A 16,777-nucleotide genomic window follows, 5' to 3' on the forward strand; every position below is an offset into this window, starting at 1 on the left:
CAGGGGACACGCCGCGAGGCGTGTTTCCCAGCCCGAAAAGAAAAAACCCGCAGCGATGCGGGTTTTTTTTCGTCCGTGCGGTTTGCGCGTGGTTCACGCGCCGCCGCGCCGCGAGCGTTATTGCTTCGCTTCGCCGGGAGAGGCTTCGTCCCCGTCCGAGTCGTTGCTGCGCGCCCAGAAGAACCGGTCGGGCAGCCACGCCCCCATGCCCGGCCTGAACGCACTCTGCACGGCCTGATACACATACTCCTGCGCCTCGCGCACGGCCTCGGGCGGCTCCTGGCCGTTCGCGAGCAGTGCGGCAATGGCGGCGCCGAGCGTGTCGGTCACGCCCATCATCGGCTGCGTGGAGCGGTCCCACAGGTCCTGGCGCAGCTGGCCGTCTTCGCAATACAGCGTGTTGACCACGCGGTGCGTGCCCGTTTCCATCGCCAGGATGTACTCGCAGCCCGTGGCAAGCAGGTGCGCGATAGCCGCGTCGACGCTGGGCGCTTCCGCGTCGCCGTCCGGCTGCGCGAGCGCGATCAGCGTTGCGGAATCGGCAACAAGCAGCGTGGTCTGCGGCACGAGCAGGTCGGCCATGGCTTCGCGTAGTTCGTCGGCGGCGAGCACGTGTTCGTCGTCGAGTGTGAAGTCGGGGGCGAGGATGAGCGGCACGTCGTCGTAGTCGGCGACCACTTCAGCGATCGCGCTCACGACTTCGGCGCGCGCGCCCGCTCCAACCTTGAACGCCGCGATGGGCATGTCTTCGAGCAGCATGCGCGCCTGGGTGGCGACGGTTTCCGGATCGAGGCCGGTCACTTCGTCGCAGCCCGCGGAGTCGCGCACCGTGTAGCCGGTCAACGCGGTGACGCCGTGGCAACCCATGCTGGCGAGCGTGAGCAGGTCAGCCTGGAGTCCGCCGCCGCCTGTCGGGTCGGAAAGGCCGAAGGTGAGGACAATGGGAGGGGTGTCGCTGGGCATGAACGTGGCGAGATGGATTGGACTTCGGGCGCGGTGTACCGCGCCGTCATAAGAGAATGCTTCAATTATGCGGCTTATCGTTGAATCCGGGGGACGGATGACCCCGGCGCGCGCGAGGATTTTTTCGCGCTGCACGAACCGCTCGCGGCGACGCATTCGGTTTGATCCCGTGCAGGCCAGATTTCCTCTTGCTAGGCATGGAAACGGCAACAAGGTACCATCATGGCTCTCGTTTCCCCGATTTTTTTTCCGACTGGTTTCGGACTTTTCGACGCGGCATAAGAATGGAATATAGAAGCTGGATGTGCCTGATCTGCGGCTGGATTTACGATGAAGAAGCCGGTTTGCCAGACGAAGGCATTGCCCCCGGCACGCGCTGGGAGGATGTCCCGATCAACTGGACCTGCCCTGAGTGCGGCGCGCGCAAGGAAGACTTCGAGATGGTCCAGATCTGAGGCCACGCTCGCGGCGGCGTGCGGTTTTCGCGCGCTTCTGACGTGTTTCTCACGCGTTTCGCAGATATAGCGGGCGAGGGCCGGTGCGCAGTCTGGCTGCAGATTCCAGGAGTGTGGCGGATGTCGAGTGCGGTGCGGCTCGCGATGTCGCGACGGCTGGCACCGTATTTGCGCTTGCCGCCCCGGTTGTCGATACTTGTGTCGATGCTTTGGTCGAGATCGCCCGCCTGGTCGGCCCGCTAATGTTTTCGGCGCTGCCCTATGAGTCATCCTTCAAGCTCTGATGTGCGGTTCGAAGCGTTGCCGAATCCGCGCGGCGGCACGGTGCCGTTCGCGCACGGCGCGCTCGCCCAGGCGCTCGCCGCGCTCGCAGAGCAGCGTGATGTGGCCCGGCCGCTGCGCCAGGCTGCCCGCACGCTGCACGACGCCGGCTGGCTTGCCGCCGCGCGCTTCGCCGACACGCTGCTCCTCGCTTCCCCGCTCGCGCTTGCCGCGCCGGTGCCCGTAGCGCCGCCGCCGGGCCTGCCCGTGCGGCCGCTCCATGCGCCCGAGGAAGCGAAGGACGCTGAAATGCGTGCCCTGTTCAGCGAGGCGCTGCAAGATCTCGTCGCTGCGCTCGAGCGCCGCAATCTGCGCGAGCTGGCGTGCTCGCCCGCGCTTTTCGCGCGGCAGCACGCGCTCGTGGCTGCGCTCGCGGAGCACATGCCGGGTGTCGCGCTCGCCTACGAGGACATCGCACTGCTGGGCCGGCCGCTCGCGCCCGCTTCGCTGCATCCGCAGCCGGCGCAGCGCTTTGGCCAGGTGCGCGCGCGCTTCGAGCGGGCGCTCCTGCTTGCGCTGAAGTCGAAGCCCGGCAACGGCAGCCGCGCGACCGATGCGCTCGCGCTCGCGGCGTTCGACGAGATGGACGCCTGCATGGCCGAGCTCTCGAGCGCCGATCCGTACGACTTCTGGCGTCTTGCTGCTGCGTGCGCACGCGCGCTGCGGCGGGGCGTGGCGTCGTGGGGAGAGGAAGGTGTGCGGCGTCTTTACGCGCGCTGCAATCTGCTGATTGGCGAGCACGCGCATGGCCTGCGCTTCGCGCCACAAACGCTCGTGCGCTCCACGCTCGCGTTGCTGTGGCGCGATTACGCGCTCTTCGGGGCCGCTGCGGAAGACACTGCCGACGTCGATCTGCTACATGACTACGGCTTGACCGTGGAGTGGCACATTGCCGGCACGCAGGCCTCGGAGGCGCTGTGGGAGGCCGGCAGCGTGCAGGCTGGCGCGCTCGCGGCGCGCGTGGCGCCCACGCGCGAGCTGGGCGCGCTGGTCGTGAATGGCAATGCGTATGAAGATTTTCTGCAGACCGCCGATGCGGCGATGATCGCGCTCGGCACGCACTCGCGCACACTGACGTTGCGCGGCGCAGGCGCGAGCCCGGAGCCCGCAGACGCGCTGGTAGCCGCCGAGGCGGCGTACCGCATCGGCGCCGCCGCCTGGGCGCTCGGGCTCGGCCATATTGGCCAGCTCGCGGACGCGCTGGGCCTCGCGTGGCGGCGCACCGCGCATGCGGCAACGCTTGCGGCGCTCGAAGCGCGGGGCGCGCCGTCAATTCAGCCGCCCGGCGCGGAGGCGATCGAGCACGCCAGCGAGGTGCTGCGTGCCATGCTGCACAAGGTCGCGGCGGGTATCGCGCAACCCGACGCCACGCCCGCGGTGCGTGCGCTTGGCGTGGCAATCGTCAACGGCGCGGCGCAAAATGCGGTGCAAAATATTGCGTACTGACTCCGTCGGGCCTGTGGATTCGCGGTGCTGGCCGTACCTTGCAGCGGTCAGGCATCGGCCTTGCGCCATCGGCCGATTGCCTTGCAAGGGCACAGCGCGCGCGTGTTAGAGTGAGCCATTCCCTGCAATGCGCAACGCGCCGCGGCTGGCAAGGTGCGAGGCAGCCATCATCGGGCGCCCGACCTCCGGCCTGGCAGCGCGCCGCCATTGCGCATCGTCTTTGCTAGAATTCAAATCATGTCCAAGAGTAACGATCGCATCAATCTGACCAACCAGTTCCTGATCGCCATGCCGAACATGGCGGATCCCACGTTTTCAGGAACGGTGGTCTACCTTTGCGATCATTCGGAGCGCGGCGCGCTCGGTCTCGTCATCAATCGGCCCACCGACATCGATCTCGAGGCGCTCTTTTCCCGCATCGACCTGAAGCTCGAAATCGAGCCGCTCCTGCACGTGCCCGTTTATTTCGGCGGCCCGGTGCAGACCGAGCGCGGCTTCGTGCTGCACGCGAGAGCCGAGGGCACAAGCTACACGTCGTCGATGTCGGTGCCGGGCGGCCTTGAAATGACCACGTCGAAGGACGTGCTCGAAGCCGTCGCCAACGGCAGCGGCCCCGAACGCTTCCTGCTCACGCTCGGCCACGCCGGCTGGGGCGCCGGCCAACTCGAGGACGAAATCTCGAAGAACGGCTGGCTCACGGTCGAAGCGGACCCGAAGATCGTGTTCGACGTGCCCGCCGAAGAGCGCTTTGAAGCGGCGCTCGCGCTGCTCGGCATTTCCTCGTCGATGCTCTCGGGCGAGGCGGGTCACGCATGAGCGTGGCCGCTGGGCGAGGGGCCGGCGAGGCGACCTTGCTTGCGTTCGACTATGGCGAAAAACGCATCGGCGTCGCGCTCGGCAACGCGCTCACGCGCAGCGCCCGGGCGCTCACCGTCATTCCCAACAAGAGTCGCGACTACCGCTTTGAAGCGATAGCCGCGTTGCTGCGCGAATGGCAGCCCGATCTGCTCGTGGTCGGCCTGCCGTGCCATCCGGACGGCACGCCGCACATCATGACGCAGCACGCGAAGCGCTTTGGCAACCAGCTGGGCGGCCGCTTCGGCCTGCGGGTGGTGTGGGTGGACGAGCGCTATTCGTCCGTCGACGCCGAAGCGCGGCTGCGCGAGCGCGGCGAACGCGTCGAACATGTCGACGCGGAAGCGGCCTCCGTGATTCTCCAGCAGTACCTCGACGAACTCCCGCTCTAACTAGCCCGCGAGTTGCCCGATGATCATTCCCGACGCTGAAGCGCTGTATTGCGCCCTTCTCGACGAGATTCGCGCGGCGTATCCCGCCGATGCGTTCGGCGCGCCCGGCGGCCTGGCGATCGTCGGCATTCATAGCGGCGGCGCGTGGATCGCCGAGCGGCTTGCCCATGACGTCGGGGCGCTCGAATGGGGCGTGCTCAACGTTGCGCTGCACCGCGACGACTATGCGAAGAAAGGCTTGCACAGCAAGGCGAGCCCGACGGCGCTGCCCTTCGCGGTGGAAGGCCGCCACATCCTGCTCGTCGACGACGTGCTGTTTACGGGCCGCACCGTGCGCGCCGCGCTCAACGAACTGTACGACTACGGTCGGCCGGCTTCCGTCGAACTCGCGGTGCTTGCCGAACGTGGCGGGCGCGAGCTGCCGGTGTCCGCGCGCTTCACCGGCGGCGCGGTGAGCGTCGATGCACGCGAGACGCTTGTGCTCGCACACAGCGCTGACGGTCTCTTCGCGTTTCACGTCGAGCCGGGCAGCGGCGCCTGAGGCGTGCGTCAGGCGCATCGAACACATTCGGCGGCAGCGGCGGCAGACGCACAGGCGCGTACGCTGGCCACGCGCCGCCCATCACATCCAGGACACGCGATGAACACACAGCCCACGCCCGCTGCGTCCACTGCGGACGACAAGCGTTTTCGCTATGGCTTTCTCAAGGGCAATCCGCAGCTCACGAAGAACGGCGAGCTCAAGCATCTGTTGTCGATCGAAGGCCTGTCGCGCGCAATTCTCACGCACGTTCTCGACACGGCCACGCAGTTCGTGAGCGTGACCGACCGCGACGTGAAGAAGGTGCCGCTGTTGCGCGGCAAGTCGGTGTTCAACCTGTTCTTCGAGAACTCCACGCGCACGCGCACCACGTTCGAAATCGCGGCCAAGCGTTTGTCGGCGGACGTGCTCAATCTGAACATCAACGCTTCGTCGACGAGCAAGGGCGAGTCGCTGCTCGATACCATCGGCAACCTTTCGGCGATGCACGCCGACATGTTCGTCGTGCGCCACGCCTCGAGCGGGGCGCCGTACCTGATCGCCGAACATTGCGCGCCGCACGTGCACGTGATCAACGCCGGCGATGGCCGCCACGCGCACCCGACGCAAGGCCTGCTCGACATGTACACGATCCGCCACTACAAGCGCGATTTCACGAATCTGCGCGTGGCGATCGTGGGCGACATCCTGCATTCGCGTGTGGCGCGCTCGGACATTCACGCGCTGACCACACTCGGCGTGCCCGAGGTGCGCGCCATCGGCCCGCGTACGCTGCTGCCGGGCGGCCTCGAACAGATGGGTGTGCGCGTGTTTCATAACCTCGATGAAGGCCTGAAGGACGTCGACGTCATCATCATGCTGCGCCTGCAGAACGAGCGCATGAGCGGCGCGCTGCTGCCATCCGCGCAGGAGTACTTCAAGAGCTGGGGCTTGACGCCCGAGCGCCTCGCGCTCGCCGCGCCCGATGCGATCGTCATGCATCCGGGGCCGATGAATCGCGGCGTGGAAATCGACTCGCAGGTCGCCGACGGCCCGCAGTCGGTGATCCTCGACCAGGTGAGCTTTGGCATTGCGGTGCGCATGGCGGTGATGGGCATCGTCGCCGGAAATAACGACTGAAGCGGCGAGAACGATAAGGGCAGCACATGAAGATTCATATTCAAGGCGGCACGCTGATCGGTCCGGCAACCGGGACGGAACAGCAGCAGGACGTGTACATCGAAGCGGGCAAGATCGCCGCGCTTGGTGCGGCGCCCGCGGGCTTTCAGGCGGACAGAACAATCGATGCGCGCGGCCTCATCGTTGCGCCCGGTCTTGTCGACCTGAGCGCGCGCCTGCGCGAGCCGGGCTACGAGCACAAGGCCACGCTCGACTCGGAGATGAACGCGGCGCTCGCGGGCGGCGTGACGAGCCTCGTGTGTCCGCCGGACACCGACCCCGTGCTCGACGAGGCAGGCCTAGTCGAGATGCTCAAGCACCGGGCGGGCAAGCTTGCGCGTGCACATGTGCATCCGCTCGGCGCGCTTACCGTGGGGCTGAAAGGGCAGGTGATCACTGAGATGGTGTCGCTGACCGAGGCAGGCTGCATCGGCTTCACGCAGGTCGATGCGCCGATTGCCGATACCCAGGTGCTGCTGCGCGCGCTGCAGTATGCGAGCACCTATGGCTACGCCGTGTGGCTGCGGCCGCAGGACGCGTATCTCTCGAAGGGTGGCGTGGCCGCGAGCGGCGCGGTGGCATCGCGCCTGGGCCTCTCCGGCGTGCCGGTGAGCGCGGAGACGATCGCGCTGCATACGCTCTTCGAACTGATGCGCGTGACGGGCGCGCGCGTGCATGTGCAGCATCTTTCGTCGGCGGCGGGAGTCGCGCTCGTGCGCGCCGCGAAGGCCGAGGGCCTGCCCGTGACGTGCGACGTGACGGCCAACCACCTGCATCTGATCGACATGGACATCGGCTATTTCGACGCGCAGTTCCGGCTCGATCCGCCGCTGCGGCAGCAGCGCGATCGCGAGGCGATTCGCGCGGGTCTGGCCGACGGCACGATCGACGCGATCTGCTCGCAGCACACGCCCGTGGACGACGACGAAAAGCTGCTGCCTTTCGCCGAAGCGACGCCGGGCGCGACGGGCCTCGAACTGTTCCTCTCGCTCACTGTGAAATGGGCGCAGGAAGCGCGCGTGCCGCTCGCGAAGGCGCTCGCCCATGTGACGTCGGCGCCGGCTGCCGTGATGCAACGTGACGCCGGGCGGCTCGCCGTAGGCGCGAACGCGGATGTCTGCGTGTTCGATCCCCATGCGCACTGGCGTGTCGAGCCGCGTGCGCTCAGGAGCCAGGGGCACAACACGCCGTTCCTTGGCTACGAACTGCCCGCGGTGGTGCGTGCGACGCTCGTGGCGGGGCGTGTGGGCTTCGAGCGCGCATGACAGATTTATGTCATGTGTGTCTGCTAGCATCACGCGATTCAGCTAATCGTCAAACATGAGCCTCTTCATTCGCAAGACCCGCCTGCTCGGGCATTTGCTGCGCGGCGCGTTGACCGTCGCGATGCGTTTTCCGCGTGCAAGCGCCGATCAGCGGCACGCCATGAATCGCGCGTGGTCCCTCAAGATGCTCGAGCTGTGCGGCTTGAAGCTCGTCGTGCATAACGATGCGGCGCGGCTCGACGCGGGCGCGCTCGTCGTGAGCAATCACATTTCGTGGATCGATATCTATGTGATCAACGCGTGGCGTCCCACGCCGTTCGTCTCGAAGGCTGAGATCCGGCATTGGCCGCTCATTGGCTGGTTTGCGCAGAACCTCGACACCGTGTTCATCGAGCGCGAGAAGCGCAGCGACGCGAAGCGCATCATGCACGAACTGGCCGAGCGTCTCACGCGCGGTGAGCTGATGTGCGTGTTCCCCGAAGGCACGACAACGGATGGCCTTGCGCTCAAGCCGTTTCACTCGAACATGTTTCAGGCGGCGGTATCGGCTGGGCGGCCGGTGCAGCCGCTTTGCATCCTGTATGAGGATGCGCAGGGGCGGCAGTCGGTGGCGCCGGCGTATATCGACGACCTCTCGCTTAAGGATTCGCTCGACGCGATGCTCAGAGCTGGGCCGCTGACCGCCCATGTCTACGTGGGCGAGGCGATCAATGCCGGGGACGATCGGCGCAAGCTGGCGGCGCGTGCGCAGGAGGCGGTCGGGCAGGCGCTGGAGACGATGCGCGGCGAAGCGGTGGCGCATCCGGCTGGAGTGGCGCAGGCGACCTGACGCCTGCTGGCGTGGGCCTGCGCGATTACAGACGCGTTAGCCGTTCGTCGCGCGGCAACTCTCGCAGGGCACCTGCGTGAGGATGCGCTCGTGCGGATCGTCGACGAGATGGATGGCCGAAAGCTGCTCGCCCCACACGCAACCCGAGTCGAGCCCGATCAGGTTTTTGCGCAGAGTGAGGCCAAGCGCAGCCCAATGGCCGAAGACTACGGTCGTGTCGGCCGTTTTGCGACCGGGCACGTCGAACCAGGGCATGAAGCCCGGCGGCGCGGAGTCGAGGCCGCCGCTAGTCGAGAAGTCCATTACGCCGTCGGCATTGCAAAAGCGCACACGCGTGAGCGCGCTGCAGGTCACGCGCAGCCGCTCGATACCCTTCAGGTCCTTGGACCAGCGGCTCGGCTGATTGCCATAGAGGCCAGCGAGCGTCTCGCGCCAGTTGTCGCGGCGCAACGCTTTTTCGAGTTCGTGCGCGAGTTCCATCGTGAGATCGACGTCCCACTGCGGCAAGACGCCCGCATGCACCATCAGCATGCCGTTCTCGTAGTGCGCGATCGGGCGATGACGCACCCAGTGCAGCAGATCTTCGGCGTCTGGCGCGTTCAGGATGTCGTCGATCGTGTCGTCTTTTTTTGACTTGCGGATGCCCGCCGAAACCGACAGCAGATGCAGGTCGTGATTGCCCAGCACCGCCACGCCGCGTTCGCCGAGATCGATCACCTCGCGTAACGTTTCGAGCGACGCGGGACCGCGATTGATCAGGTCGCCTGCGAACCAGAGCGGCGTGTCTGGGGACGGCGCGGCTTTGGCGAGCAGTTCGCGAAATGGTGAGAGGCAGCCCTGAAGGTCGCCGAAAGCGAGAGGGGCGGGATGCGGCGCTTGCGTCATCGTTGCGTTGGGATTGATTGCAGTGCGGCGTGGAACATTAGCCTGTGACGGTATCACAGGAATAGTTCGGCCGCGTGATGACGCGAGAATGATAGGAATCCATTAAAGCATGAACGTTCAGACCCTAGCTTGGCATGAAAAATGCGGTCTAAGGAATTTGTCAAGCTGTTTCAAGATGTTAGAAGGGGTGGCGTTCGCGCTGGCGAACCTTATAATCTCTACGGATAAAATCAGAGCCAGAATATGCGGCGTGGATATACCCCATCGCTTGTCGCATAACTGCCCACGCTGACCCTCGTGTGCAACATTCTTTGATGCGTCTGGCGCGGGGTCTTGCACGTCAGTGTAGTACTCACCTCGCGCAACAAAAGGAGTTCCATGATTCTGGTTACGGGCGGTGCCGGCTTTATCGGCGCCAATTTTGTGCTTGACTGGCTGAGTCAATCGGACGAAGCCGTACTGAATGTCGACAAGCTCACCTACGCGGGCAATCTCGGGACGCTGAAGTCGCTGGGGAGCGACCCGAAGCATGTGTTCGCGCGCGTAGATATTTGCGACCGCGCCGCGCTCGATGCGCTCTTCGCCGAACACAAGCCGCGCGCGGTGCTGCATTTCGCGGCCGAAAGCCACGTTGACCGCTCAATTCATGGTCCGGCTGATTTTGTTCAGACCAATGTCGTCGGCACCTTCACGTTGCTCGAGGCGGCCCGCCAGTACTGGAGCGACCTGCCCGCCGCGGAAAAGGCCGCATTTCGATTCCTGCACGTCTCCACGGACGAAGTGTTCGGCTCGCTTACGGCAACCGATCCGCAATTCTCCGAAACGACACCGTGCGCGCCCAACAGCCCGTACTCGGCGACGAAGGCGGGTTCGGACCATCTCGTGCGTGCCTACCACCACACGTATGGCTTGCCGACGCTGACTACGAATTGTTCTAACAATTACGGTCCGTACCAGTTTCCGGAAAAGCTGATTCCGCTGATGATTGCCAACGCGCTCGCGGGTAAGCCACTTCCGGTATACGGCGACGGCCAGAACGTGCGCGACTGGCTCTACGTGAGCGACCATTGCAGCGCGATCCGCGAGGTGCTTGCCAACGGCAAGGTTGGCGAAACCTATAACATCGGCGGCTGGAACGAGAAGAAAAATCTCGAAGTCGTCCACACCTTGTGCGACCTGCTCGACGAGCTGCGCCCGAAGGCGGCCGGCTCGTATCGCGATCAGATTGCTTATGTGACGGACCGTCCCGGACACGATCGCCGTTACGCGATCGACGCACGCAAGCTCGAGCGCGAACTCGGCTGGAAGCCGGCCGAGACATTCGAAACCGGCCTGGCGAAGACAGTCCGCTGGTATCTCGACAACCAGGCGTGGGTCGACGACGTGGTATCGGGCGACTACCGCAAGTGGGTCGAGACGAATTACGCGAAACGCGGGTAAGGAAGAAGGCGATGGCACGTAAAGGCATCATTCTCGCGGGCGGCTCCGGAACACGGCTGTATCCGATCACACACGTCGTGTCGAAACAGCTGCTGCCTGTGTACGACAAACCGATGATCTACTACCCGCTGTCGACGATGATGATGGCGGGCATTCGTGACGTGCTGATCATCTCGACGCCGCAGGACACGCCGCGTTTCGAGGCGATGCTCGGTGACGGCAGCCAGTGGGGGATGAATATCCAGTACGCCGTGCAGCCGTCGCCCGACGGACTCGCGCAGGCGTTCATCATTGGCAAGGATTTCATCGGCAACGATCCGTCGGCGCTGATCCTTGGCGACAACATTTTCTACGGACACGATCTCGCAAAGCAGCTCGAGCATGCCAATGCGCAAGAGACTGGCGCAACGGTGTTCGCTTATCACGTGCACGACCCCGAGCGTTATGGGGTCGTCGAATTCGACCAGTCGTTCCGTGCGGTGTCGATCGAAGAGAAACCCGCGAAGCCGCGTTCGAACTATGCGGTCACGGGGCTGTACTTCTATGACAACCGCGTGTGCGACATCGCGGCCGACATCAAGCCCTCGGCGCGTGGCGAGCTGGAAATCACCGATGTGAATTCGCGCTATCTTGCTGACGGCGCGCTCAGTGTCGAGATCATGGGCCGCGGGTATGCGTGGCTCGATACCGGTACGCACGATTCGCTGATCGAAGCGGCGACCTTCATCGCGACACTACAAAAGCGCCAGGGCCTCGTTGTCGCGTGCCCCGAGGAGATTGCGTATCGCAAGCAGTGGATCGACGCGGAGCAGGTGTTGAAGCTTGCAAAACCGCTCGCGAAGAACGCTTACGGGCAGTACCTCCAGAACATTCTTACCAATCAGGTTGCATGGCTATCCAGGTAACGGCGACGGCATTGCCCGAAGTCAAGATCATTGAGCCTAAGGTGTTCGGTGACGCGCGCGGCTTCTTTTACGAAAGCTTCAACGCGCGCGAGTTCGCTGAGCACGTGGAGCAGGGCGTCGAATTCGTGCAGGACAACCACTCGCGTTCGTCGAAGGGTGTGCTGCGCGGGCTGCACTATCAGATCGAGCATGCGCAGGGGAAACTCGTGCGAGTGGTCGAGGGTGAAGTGTTCGACGTGGTGGTCGATATCCGCAAAAGCTCGCCGCGTTTTGGTAAGTGGGTTGGCGTGAAACTGTCGGTCGACAATCATCGGCAACTGTGGGTGCCGCCTGGGTTTGCACACGGCTTTGTTGTGCTGTCGGAGTCCGCGCAGTTTCTGTACAAGACGACAGATTACTGGTACCCGGAGCACGAGCGCAGCATCATCTGGAACGATGCGGAGATCGGCATCGAATGGCCGATCGAGGGCGAGCCGGTGCTGGCGGCGAAGGATGCGGCGGGGTTCGGTCTCGCAGATTCGGAGTGCTACCCATGATGCATGCTTCGGCAACAAACAACAAACGCGTGATCCTGCTAACGGGCGCAAGCGGCCAGGTTGGCTTTGAGCTCGCGCGTAGCTTGCAGGGTCTAGGTGCCGTGGTCGCAGTCGATCGCGCCCGCATGGATCTCTCCGACCTCGATCAAGTACGTCGAGTCGTGCGCGAGGTGCGGCCGCAACTGATTGTGAATCCTGCCGCATATACCGCCGTCGACGCAGCCGAAGGCGACGTCGATACTGCGATGCGCGTCAATGCGCAGGCGCCCGGCGTCCTGGCTGAGGAGGCAGCGCGCATCGGCGCGAAGCTTGTGCACTATTCGACCGACTACGTGTTCGACGGCACCAAGGGAGAGCCCTACGCCGAGGACGATGCGCCGAATCCGCTCAACGTCTATGGCTGCAGCAAGCTGGCCGGCGAAGCTGCAATCGCTGCCGGGGCGAAGGGGTATCTGATCTTTCGCACGAGCTGGGTATATGGTTTGCGAGGAAAGAACTTTCTTTTGACGATGCTGCACCTTGGCGCCAAGCGCGACGAACTGCGCGTGGTCGATGATCAGATCGGCGCGCCAACCTGGTCGGCAACGATTGCGGCAATGAGTAGCCACGTGTTGGCGCAGGCGATTGGGGCCGGCGATCAGGACTGGGATGCATGGTGGGAGAGGCATCAGGGTATCTATCACCTGACGGCTGCGTCCGAGACGTCGTGGCATGGCTTTGCCGAGGCGATTTTCGAGATGTGCGGGCAAGAAAGGCGCCCGGTCGTGACGCGCATTCTCGGGACCGAATATGCGACGCCCGCGGCGCGTCCGTCCAGTTCGCGCCTCTCCAATGACAAGCTGGCATATGCATTCGGATTGCGCGCACCGCATTGGCGCGACGCGTTGCAGAGTTGTCTTGCGGGACGCTAGGCGTGGAGGTGACTATCGTTGACAAGGCCGTACAACGTGCACGATACTCGCCTACTTTGGGATCGTAGGCGCTGGGTAGTGTGTCCGGGAGCGCATCGAGCCTCTTCAAGCGATCAAAAACTTTGACGGGCCGGCCGACGTGGATCGGCACTCCCGGAAAAATCTTGGCCTGCGGTGTGCAGCATCGTCTTCTGCGACGACATCGCAATCTCTTTGCGGTACTACTGCTTGTCTTCAATCAACTAGAGTCCTCAAGACTTTTCCTTGCGAATTTGCAGAGTGTGAAGTACTTAAACGCCATTAACGACATCAAGGAAGGGCTTCGCAGTCGCGAACTGTGGTTGGCGCTGGGCATGCAAGACATTCGCCAGCGATATCGCCGCTCGATGCTCGGCCCGTTCTGGTTGACGATCAGCATGGCAGTCATGATCGGCGCAATGGGGCCGCTCTACGGCGCGCTGTTCAAATACGATCCTGTCACCTTCATTCCCCATCTCGCACTCGGCCTGATCCTGTGGGGCTTCATGGCCGGCCAGATCGCCGATTTCGGCGAGGCATTCTCGAATTCGGTGAACTACCTGCGGCAGATGAAGTTGCCGTTGTCGATGTTCGTCTTTCGGGTCATGTGGCGTCACACGATCATCCTGGCGCACAACATGATCGTGTACGTGATCGTCTGGGCGGTGCTGCCGGTTCACTTGAACATCACGCTGCTACTGTTCCCTCTCGCGTTCATCGTCGTGCTCGCGAATCTGTTCTGGATGGGCATCGTCGTGAGCATCTTCTGCACGCGCTATCGTGACATGCATCCGGTGATCGGCAACCTAGTGCAGGTGCTGTTCTTCGTCACGCCGATCATCTGGAAGATCGAGCAGCTTTCGCCTGAAAGACAACACCTGATCCATCTGAATCCGTTCTTCTATCTGCTCGAACTCATGCGCGAACCGCTGCTCGGCCGGGACCCGGCCATGGTGGTGTGGGGCGGGGCGGTGGCCATGGCCGTCGTGGGGCTCACGGTTGCGCTGTTCATGCTGGGCAAGCTGCGCCATCGCGTGACTTATTGGCTTTGACGGGGCGCGTTCGACATGCATATTTCACTTGATAACGTCACCGTTCGTTTTCCGATTTACGACGCACGCCATCGCTCGTTCAAGCGCGCAGTGATGGCTGCCGCCACCGGTGGCCGGTTCGTCGGCTCACCGGGTCACACGGTCGTCGAGGCGCTCAGCGATATCAATCTCGAGATTCCGCGCGGCGATCGCATTGCGCTGATCGGCGGCAACGGCGCCGGCAAGACCACGCTGCTGCGCGTGCTGGCCGGTGTCTACGAGCCGGAAGTCGGCAAGGTGCAGGTGCAGGGGCGCGTGACGAGCCTGCTCGATTCGATGCTCGGCATGGACCTGGAGTCCACTGGCTACGAGAATATGTACCTGCGGGGGCTGTTCCTCGGCATGAAGGCCAAGGAAATCGCCAAGCTCTCGGAAGAAATCGCCGAGTTCAGTGAATTGGGCGACTTTCTCAACGTGCCGGTGCGCACGTATTCGTCGGGCATGACGCTGCGTCTTGCTTTCTCGATTTCGACTGTCATCAAGCCGGAGATTCTGCTGATGGACGAGTGGATGAGCGTTGGCGACGAGCACTTCAAGCACAAGGCTGAAGAGCGGCTGGAGCAGTTCGTAAGTGACGCCGGCATTCTCGTCATCGCGACGCACGATCACGGCCTCGCCGAACGACTCGCGACGCGCCGCATCACGATGGAACACGGCAGAATCGTCTCGGAAAGCTGACGCGCGGGCGTCATCTCTCCACGGGCGGGCCGCCTTGTGGCTGTCCGGGTCATGCTGGACGGGAGCGATGACGACGCGTTTGTCGGACGGGAGGTTAGCGATGCAGACTGCAGTCTGATCCCAGCGTGTACGAGACGATTTCAGTGATTTCGAAACGTTCTGAAACAAAGGGCGCAAAGCGGTCGAGGTCTTGATCCGGGATCTACCTGTTCGGTGGAGACGGATCGGCGCATTTCAACTCCCCTTCGCATCCGCGCGATGTCGCACAAGGCTAACGGCGTAGCGCCTGCTTTAGCCAGCGTTTCTATGCGTCAGCACTCGCAGGGCACGGAGCTATTGCGGGTAGACCTGAGCGTTTACAATTGCAACGCTTCCAGTGGGTAGGGTTGGGTATCATCCGGATAGTCGACGGTATCGGCTTATCGAGCGATACTCGTCGGCGTATGTGTGTTTGATTGCGGATTCGCATTCCAGATGCTTGATTCACATAATCTTGAGGAAGATTTGATGGGCGGTCCGTTAATCTCCATTGTGGTTCCGACCACAGGGAAAGAAAGAAACCTCTTCCGGTGCCTAAATTCGTTGGTGAACAATGCGCCGGCATCGTTGCTCGGGGGCGCGGAGCTCATCGTCTTTCTGAACCCTGATCCCACTTATTCGATCGATTACCCGAAGATTGAACAACGCGTCGAAACGCTGCGATCGTTGTTCCAAACGATCAAGATCGTTCGTTCCGAGCGCTTCCAACTGACTGCGGAAGAGTCAGCGCTCGCTGCGTCGGAACATGCGGGAGGCAAGTACATCTGGCTGGCCGGCGACAAGCGCATTTTCCTGCCCGAAGGGCTGCGGGCGCTGGCGAAATGGCTCAAAGCACCCACTGCACCAGCTGCCTATTTCAATTCGAGCTGGATCGATCAAACGGGCAAGACGAACAACTATCCGTCGACGCACATGCTGGCGAACGACGGCCTGATGTCGTACAAGCACTTCGTGATGAGCACGGGCATCAACTTCATCGCGACCGGCATGGGTGCATGGATCTTTGAGCGTCGTTGCCTCGATCGTGCCGTCTGGAAGGAAATCGTCCAAACCTGCGGACCGCACTTTTCACATGTGGCCACGGCGCTTGCGACGCTAGCAGGCGAAAACGTTCAGTACTTCTCGATGTATCTCGTGCAGGTCGAAAGCAAGGCCTACCACGCGGGAGACGACAGCGAGTGGTCGCGCTACTCGAAACTCGCCGGAACCTATCGCTACTATGCCTGGACGTTCGGCCTGATCCGCCAGTTCAACTATCTGATCGAGAAAGGCGTCTACGATCATGGCGACGTGCGGCGCTCGATGTGCTCGGAGGGCGTGCTGTTGCGCCGGCAGATCGACGAGGTTTATTCGCACATCGTCGCGCAGATCCGCTTTGGCTGGTTCAAGAAAACGGAGCGCATTACCCCGGCCGAGTTCGATGAAGCGTATCAATTCCTTTGCCGCGTCTGCCCGGAAAAGGCGATTCTCAACGAAATGCTCAGGGAGTTGTATCAGGGCATCGATTCGCTGCCCGACGGGCAGTTCGCTGATCTTCTTGGCCTGATTTTCGACGCCATGGGCATCGATACGCTAGCGCTGCGCTTCGGGACGCTGATCGTGAGCCAGATCGGTGATCGCTTCGTGCGTCTGCACCCGCGCGGTTTTGTTGTCTCGCATGTGAGAGACAACGATACTTTCATGCTGGCCTACAAGTTTATCGATGCGCCGGCGTTCCACGAAAACTGGCAGATCGTGGCGGAAGCCGACATGGACCAGTTCATGCTCACCGAGCCCATTCGCTCGTGGGACTCCATCTATCCGGTGAGCGTCACGCCTGCACCGCGCCGCAATCGAGTGCGCGAGGCGACGCGCAATATCGTCGTGCGCCTGTACCGGCACCGCTGGACATACGCAGCGGTTGCGCACATGCCGGGCGGCCTGAAGCGCAAGCTGAGAGGCATGCTGTTTTAAGAGGCGGAGAGTCAGCAAGGCGAACTGCACACCAAAAGTTGGATATCGCGCCAACATTTGGCGCGTTTTTCTTTGAGGTGCTGACGATGTACTGGT

17 protein-coding genes are annotated in these 16,777 nt (G+C 63.0%); 15 read left to right on the forward strand and 2 right to left on the reverse strand.

Annotation, left to right across the window (positions count from 1 at the left end):
- Positions 1-117: 117 nt before the first annotated feature.
- The gene (locus tag U5A58_RS08650) at positions 118-963 is read right to left on the reverse strand and encodes a hydroxymethylpyrimidine/phosphomethylpyrimidine kinase (protein ID WP_321961124.1); all 846 of its coding nucleotides are present in this window, start codon (positions 961-963) and stop codon (positions 118-120) included.
- 284 nt (positions 964-1,247) lie between these two features.
- Here U5A58_RS08650 and U5A58_RS08655 point away from each other — a divergent pair, with 284 nt between their 5' ends.
- The 8 genes from U5A58_RS08655 (at position 1,248) to U5A58_RS08690 (ending at position 8,225) form a co-directional block, all read left to right on the forward strand.
- Positions 1,248-1,418, forward strand: a complete 171-nt coding sequence (locus U5A58_RS08655; protein ID WP_008342674.1) for a rubredoxin — start codon at positions 1,248-1,250, stop codon at positions 1,416-1,418.
- A gap of 261 nt (positions 1,419-1,679) precedes the next feature.
- Positions 1,680-3,185, forward strand: coding sequence for a hypothetical protein (locus U5A58_RS08660; protein ID WP_321961125.1), 1,506 nt, complete (start codon positions 1,680-1,682; stop codon positions 3,183-3,185).
- 237 nt (positions 3,186-3,422) lie between these two features.
- Positions 3,423-4,001: a YqgE/AlgH family protein gene (locus U5A58_RS08665; RefSeq protein ID WP_158757151.1), complete on the forward strand. Its 579-nt coding sequence runs from the start codon at positions 3,423-3,425 to the stop codon at positions 3,999-4,001.
- On the forward strand, positions 3,998-4,432 hold the full coding sequence (gene ruvX / locus U5A58_RS08670; RefSeq protein WP_321961126.1) for a Holliday junction resolvase RuvX: 435 nt from the start codon (positions 3,998-4,000) through the stop codon (positions 4,430-4,432). The genes U5A58_RS08665 and ruvX overlap by 4 nt, the downstream gene beginning before the upstream one ends.
- A 19-nt stretch (positions 4,433-4,451) precedes the next feature.
- The gene (gene pyrR / locus U5A58_RS08675) at positions 4,452-4,973 is read left to right on the forward strand and encodes a bifunctional pyr operon transcriptional regulator/uracil phosphoribosyltransferase PyrR (RefSeq protein ID WP_321961127.1); all 522 of its coding nucleotides are present in this window, start codon (positions 4,452-4,454) and stop codon (positions 4,971-4,973) included.
- 99 nt (positions 4,974-5,072) lie between these two features.
- Positions 5,073-6,092, forward strand: coding sequence for an aspartate carbamoyltransferase catalytic subunit (locus tag U5A58_RS08680; protein WP_321912977.1), 1,020 nt, complete (start codon positions 5,073-5,075; stop codon positions 6,090-6,092).
- A gap of 26 nt (positions 6,093-6,118) precedes the next feature.
- Complete coding sequence (locus U5A58_RS08685; RefSeq protein ID WP_321961128.1) at positions 6,119-7,396, forward strand: dihydroorotase; 1,278 nt, start codon at positions 6,119-6,121, stop codon at positions 7,394-7,396.
- 55 nt (positions 7,397-7,451) lie between these two features.
- Positions 7,452-8,225 carry a lysophospholipid acyltransferase family protein gene (locus U5A58_RS08690; protein ID WP_321961129.1) on the forward strand — a complete coding sequence of 258 codons (774 nt, stop codon included), beginning with the start codon at positions 7,452-7,454 and terminating at the stop codon, positions 8,223-8,225.
- 36 nt (positions 8,226-8,261) lie between these two features.
- Here U5A58_RS08690 and U5A58_RS08695 read toward each other — a convergent pair whose 3' ends face one another.
- Positions 8,262-9,110 (reverse strand): symmetrical bis(5'-nucleosyl)-tetraphosphatase, encoded by an 849-nt coding sequence (locus tag U5A58_RS08695; RefSeq protein WP_321961130.1) that lies wholly within the window; start codon positions 9,108-9,110, stop codon positions 8,262-8,264.
- Positions 9,111-9,488: 378 nt separating this feature from the next.
- Here U5A58_RS08695 and rfbB point away from each other — a divergent pair, with 378 nt between their 5' ends.
- The 7 genes from rfbB (at position 9,489) to U5A58_RS08730 (ending at position 16,681) form a co-directional block, all read left to right on the forward strand.
- A complete protein-coding gene (gene rfbB / locus U5A58_RS08700; protein ID WP_321961131.1) occupies positions 9,489-10,550 on the forward strand; it encodes a dTDP-glucose 4,6-dehydratase in 1,062 nt (353 codons plus the stop codon).
- Between the two features lie 11 nt (positions 10,551-10,561).
- Complete coding sequence (gene rfbA, locus U5A58_RS08705; RefSeq protein ID WP_321961132.1) at positions 10,562-11,455, forward strand: glucose-1-phosphate thymidylyltransferase RfbA; 894 nt, start codon at positions 10,562-10,564, stop codon at positions 11,453-11,455.
- A complete protein-coding gene (gene rfbC, locus U5A58_RS08710; RefSeq protein ID WP_321961133.1) occupies positions 11,440-11,991 on the forward strand; it encodes a dTDP-4-dehydrorhamnose 3,5-epimerase in 552 nt (183 codons plus the stop codon). The genes rfbA and rfbC overlap by 16 nt, the downstream gene beginning before the upstream one ends.
- Positions 11,991-12,902 carry a dTDP-4-dehydrorhamnose reductase gene (rfbD, locus tag U5A58_RS08715; RefSeq protein WP_321961241.1) on the forward strand — a complete coding sequence of 304 codons (912 nt, stop codon included), beginning with the start codon at positions 11,991-11,993 and terminating at the stop codon, positions 12,900-12,902. Before rfbC ends, rfbD begins: the two co-directional genes overlap by 1 nt.
- A 281-nt stretch (positions 12,903-13,183) precedes the next feature.
- Entirely contained in the window at positions 13,184-13,972 is a 789-nt protein-coding gene (locus tag U5A58_RS08720; protein WP_321961134.1) for an ABC transporter permease, read from the forward strand.
- Positions 13,973-13,987: 15 nt separating this feature from the next.
- Entirely contained in the window at positions 13,988-14,689 is a 702-nt protein-coding gene (locus U5A58_RS08725) for an ABC transporter ATP-binding protein (RefSeq protein WP_321961135.1), read from the forward strand.
- A gap of 705 nt (positions 14,690-15,394) precedes the next feature.
- Positions 15,395-16,681, forward strand: a complete 1,287-nt coding sequence (locus U5A58_RS08730) for a hypothetical protein (RefSeq protein WP_321961136.1) — start codon at positions 15,395-15,397, stop codon at positions 16,679-16,681.
- Positions 16,682-16,777 lie beyond the last annotated feature (96 nt).

Origin of the sequence: Paraburkholderia sp. J7, assembly GCF_905220155.1 — a bacterium.
GTDB lineage: Bacteria > Pseudomonadota > Gammaproteobacteria > Burkholderiales > Burkholderiaceae > Paraburkholderia.

What these genes read in the sequence shown, in the direction of transcription:
- U5A58_RS08650 (WP_321961124.1), bottom strand. Translation starts at nt 963, where the DNA reads ATGCCCAGCGACACCCCTCCCATTGTCCTCACCTTCGGCCTTTCCGAC.
- U5A58_RS08655 (WP_008342674.1), top strand. Translation starts at nt 1,248, where the DNA reads ATGGAATATAGAAGCTGGATGTGCCTGATCTGCGGCTGGATTTACGAT.
- U5A58_RS08660 (WP_321961125.1), top strand. Translation starts at nt 1,680, where the DNA reads ATGAGTCATCCTTCAAGCTCTGATGTGCGGTTCGAAGCGTTGCCGAAT.
- U5A58_RS08665 (WP_158757151.1), top strand. Translation starts at nt 3,423, where the DNA reads ATGTCCAAGAGTAACGATCGCATCAATCTGACCAACCAGTTCCTGATC.
- ruvX (WP_321961126.1), top strand. Translation starts at nt 3,998, where the DNA reads ATGAGCGTGGCCGCTGGGCGAGGGGCCGGCGAGGCGACCTTGCTTGCG.
- pyrR (WP_321961127.1), top strand. Translation starts at nt 4,452, where the DNA reads ATGATCATTCCCGACGCTGAAGCGCTGTATTGCGCCCTTCTCGACGAG.
- U5A58_RS08680 (WP_321912977.1), top strand. Translation starts at nt 5,073, where the DNA reads ATGAACACACAGCCCACGCCCGCTGCGTCCACTGCGGACGACAAGCGT.
- U5A58_RS08685 (WP_321961128.1), top strand. Translation starts at nt 6,119, where the DNA reads ATGAAGATTCATATTCAAGGCGGCACGCTGATCGGTCCGGCAACCGGG.
- U5A58_RS08690 (WP_321961129.1), top strand. Translation starts at nt 7,452, where the DNA reads ATGAGCCTCTTCATTCGCAAGACCCGCCTGCTCGGGCATTTGCTGCGC.
- U5A58_RS08695 (WP_321961130.1), bottom strand. Translation starts at nt 9,110, where the DNA reads ATGACGCAAGCGCCGCATCCCGCCCCTCTCGCTTTCGGCGACCTTCAG.
- rfbB (WP_321961131.1), top strand. Translation starts at nt 9,489, where the DNA reads ATGATTCTGGTTACGGGCGGTGCCGGCTTTATCGGCGCCAATTTTGTG.
- rfbA (WP_321961132.1), top strand. Translation starts at nt 10,562, where the DNA reads ATGGCACGTAAAGGCATCATTCTCGCGGGCGGCTCCGGAACACGGCTG.
- rfbC (WP_321961133.1), top strand. Translation starts at nt 11,440, where the DNA reads ATGGCTATCCAGGTAACGGCGACGGCATTGCCCGAAGTCAAGATCATT.
- rfbD (WP_321961241.1), top strand. Translation starts at nt 11,991, where the DNA reads ATGCATGCTTCGGCAACAAACAACAAACGCGTGATCCTGCTAACGGGC.
- U5A58_RS08725 (WP_321961135.1), top strand. Translation starts at nt 13,988, where the DNA reads ATGCATATTTCACTTGATAACGTCACCGTTCGTTTTCCGATTTACGAC.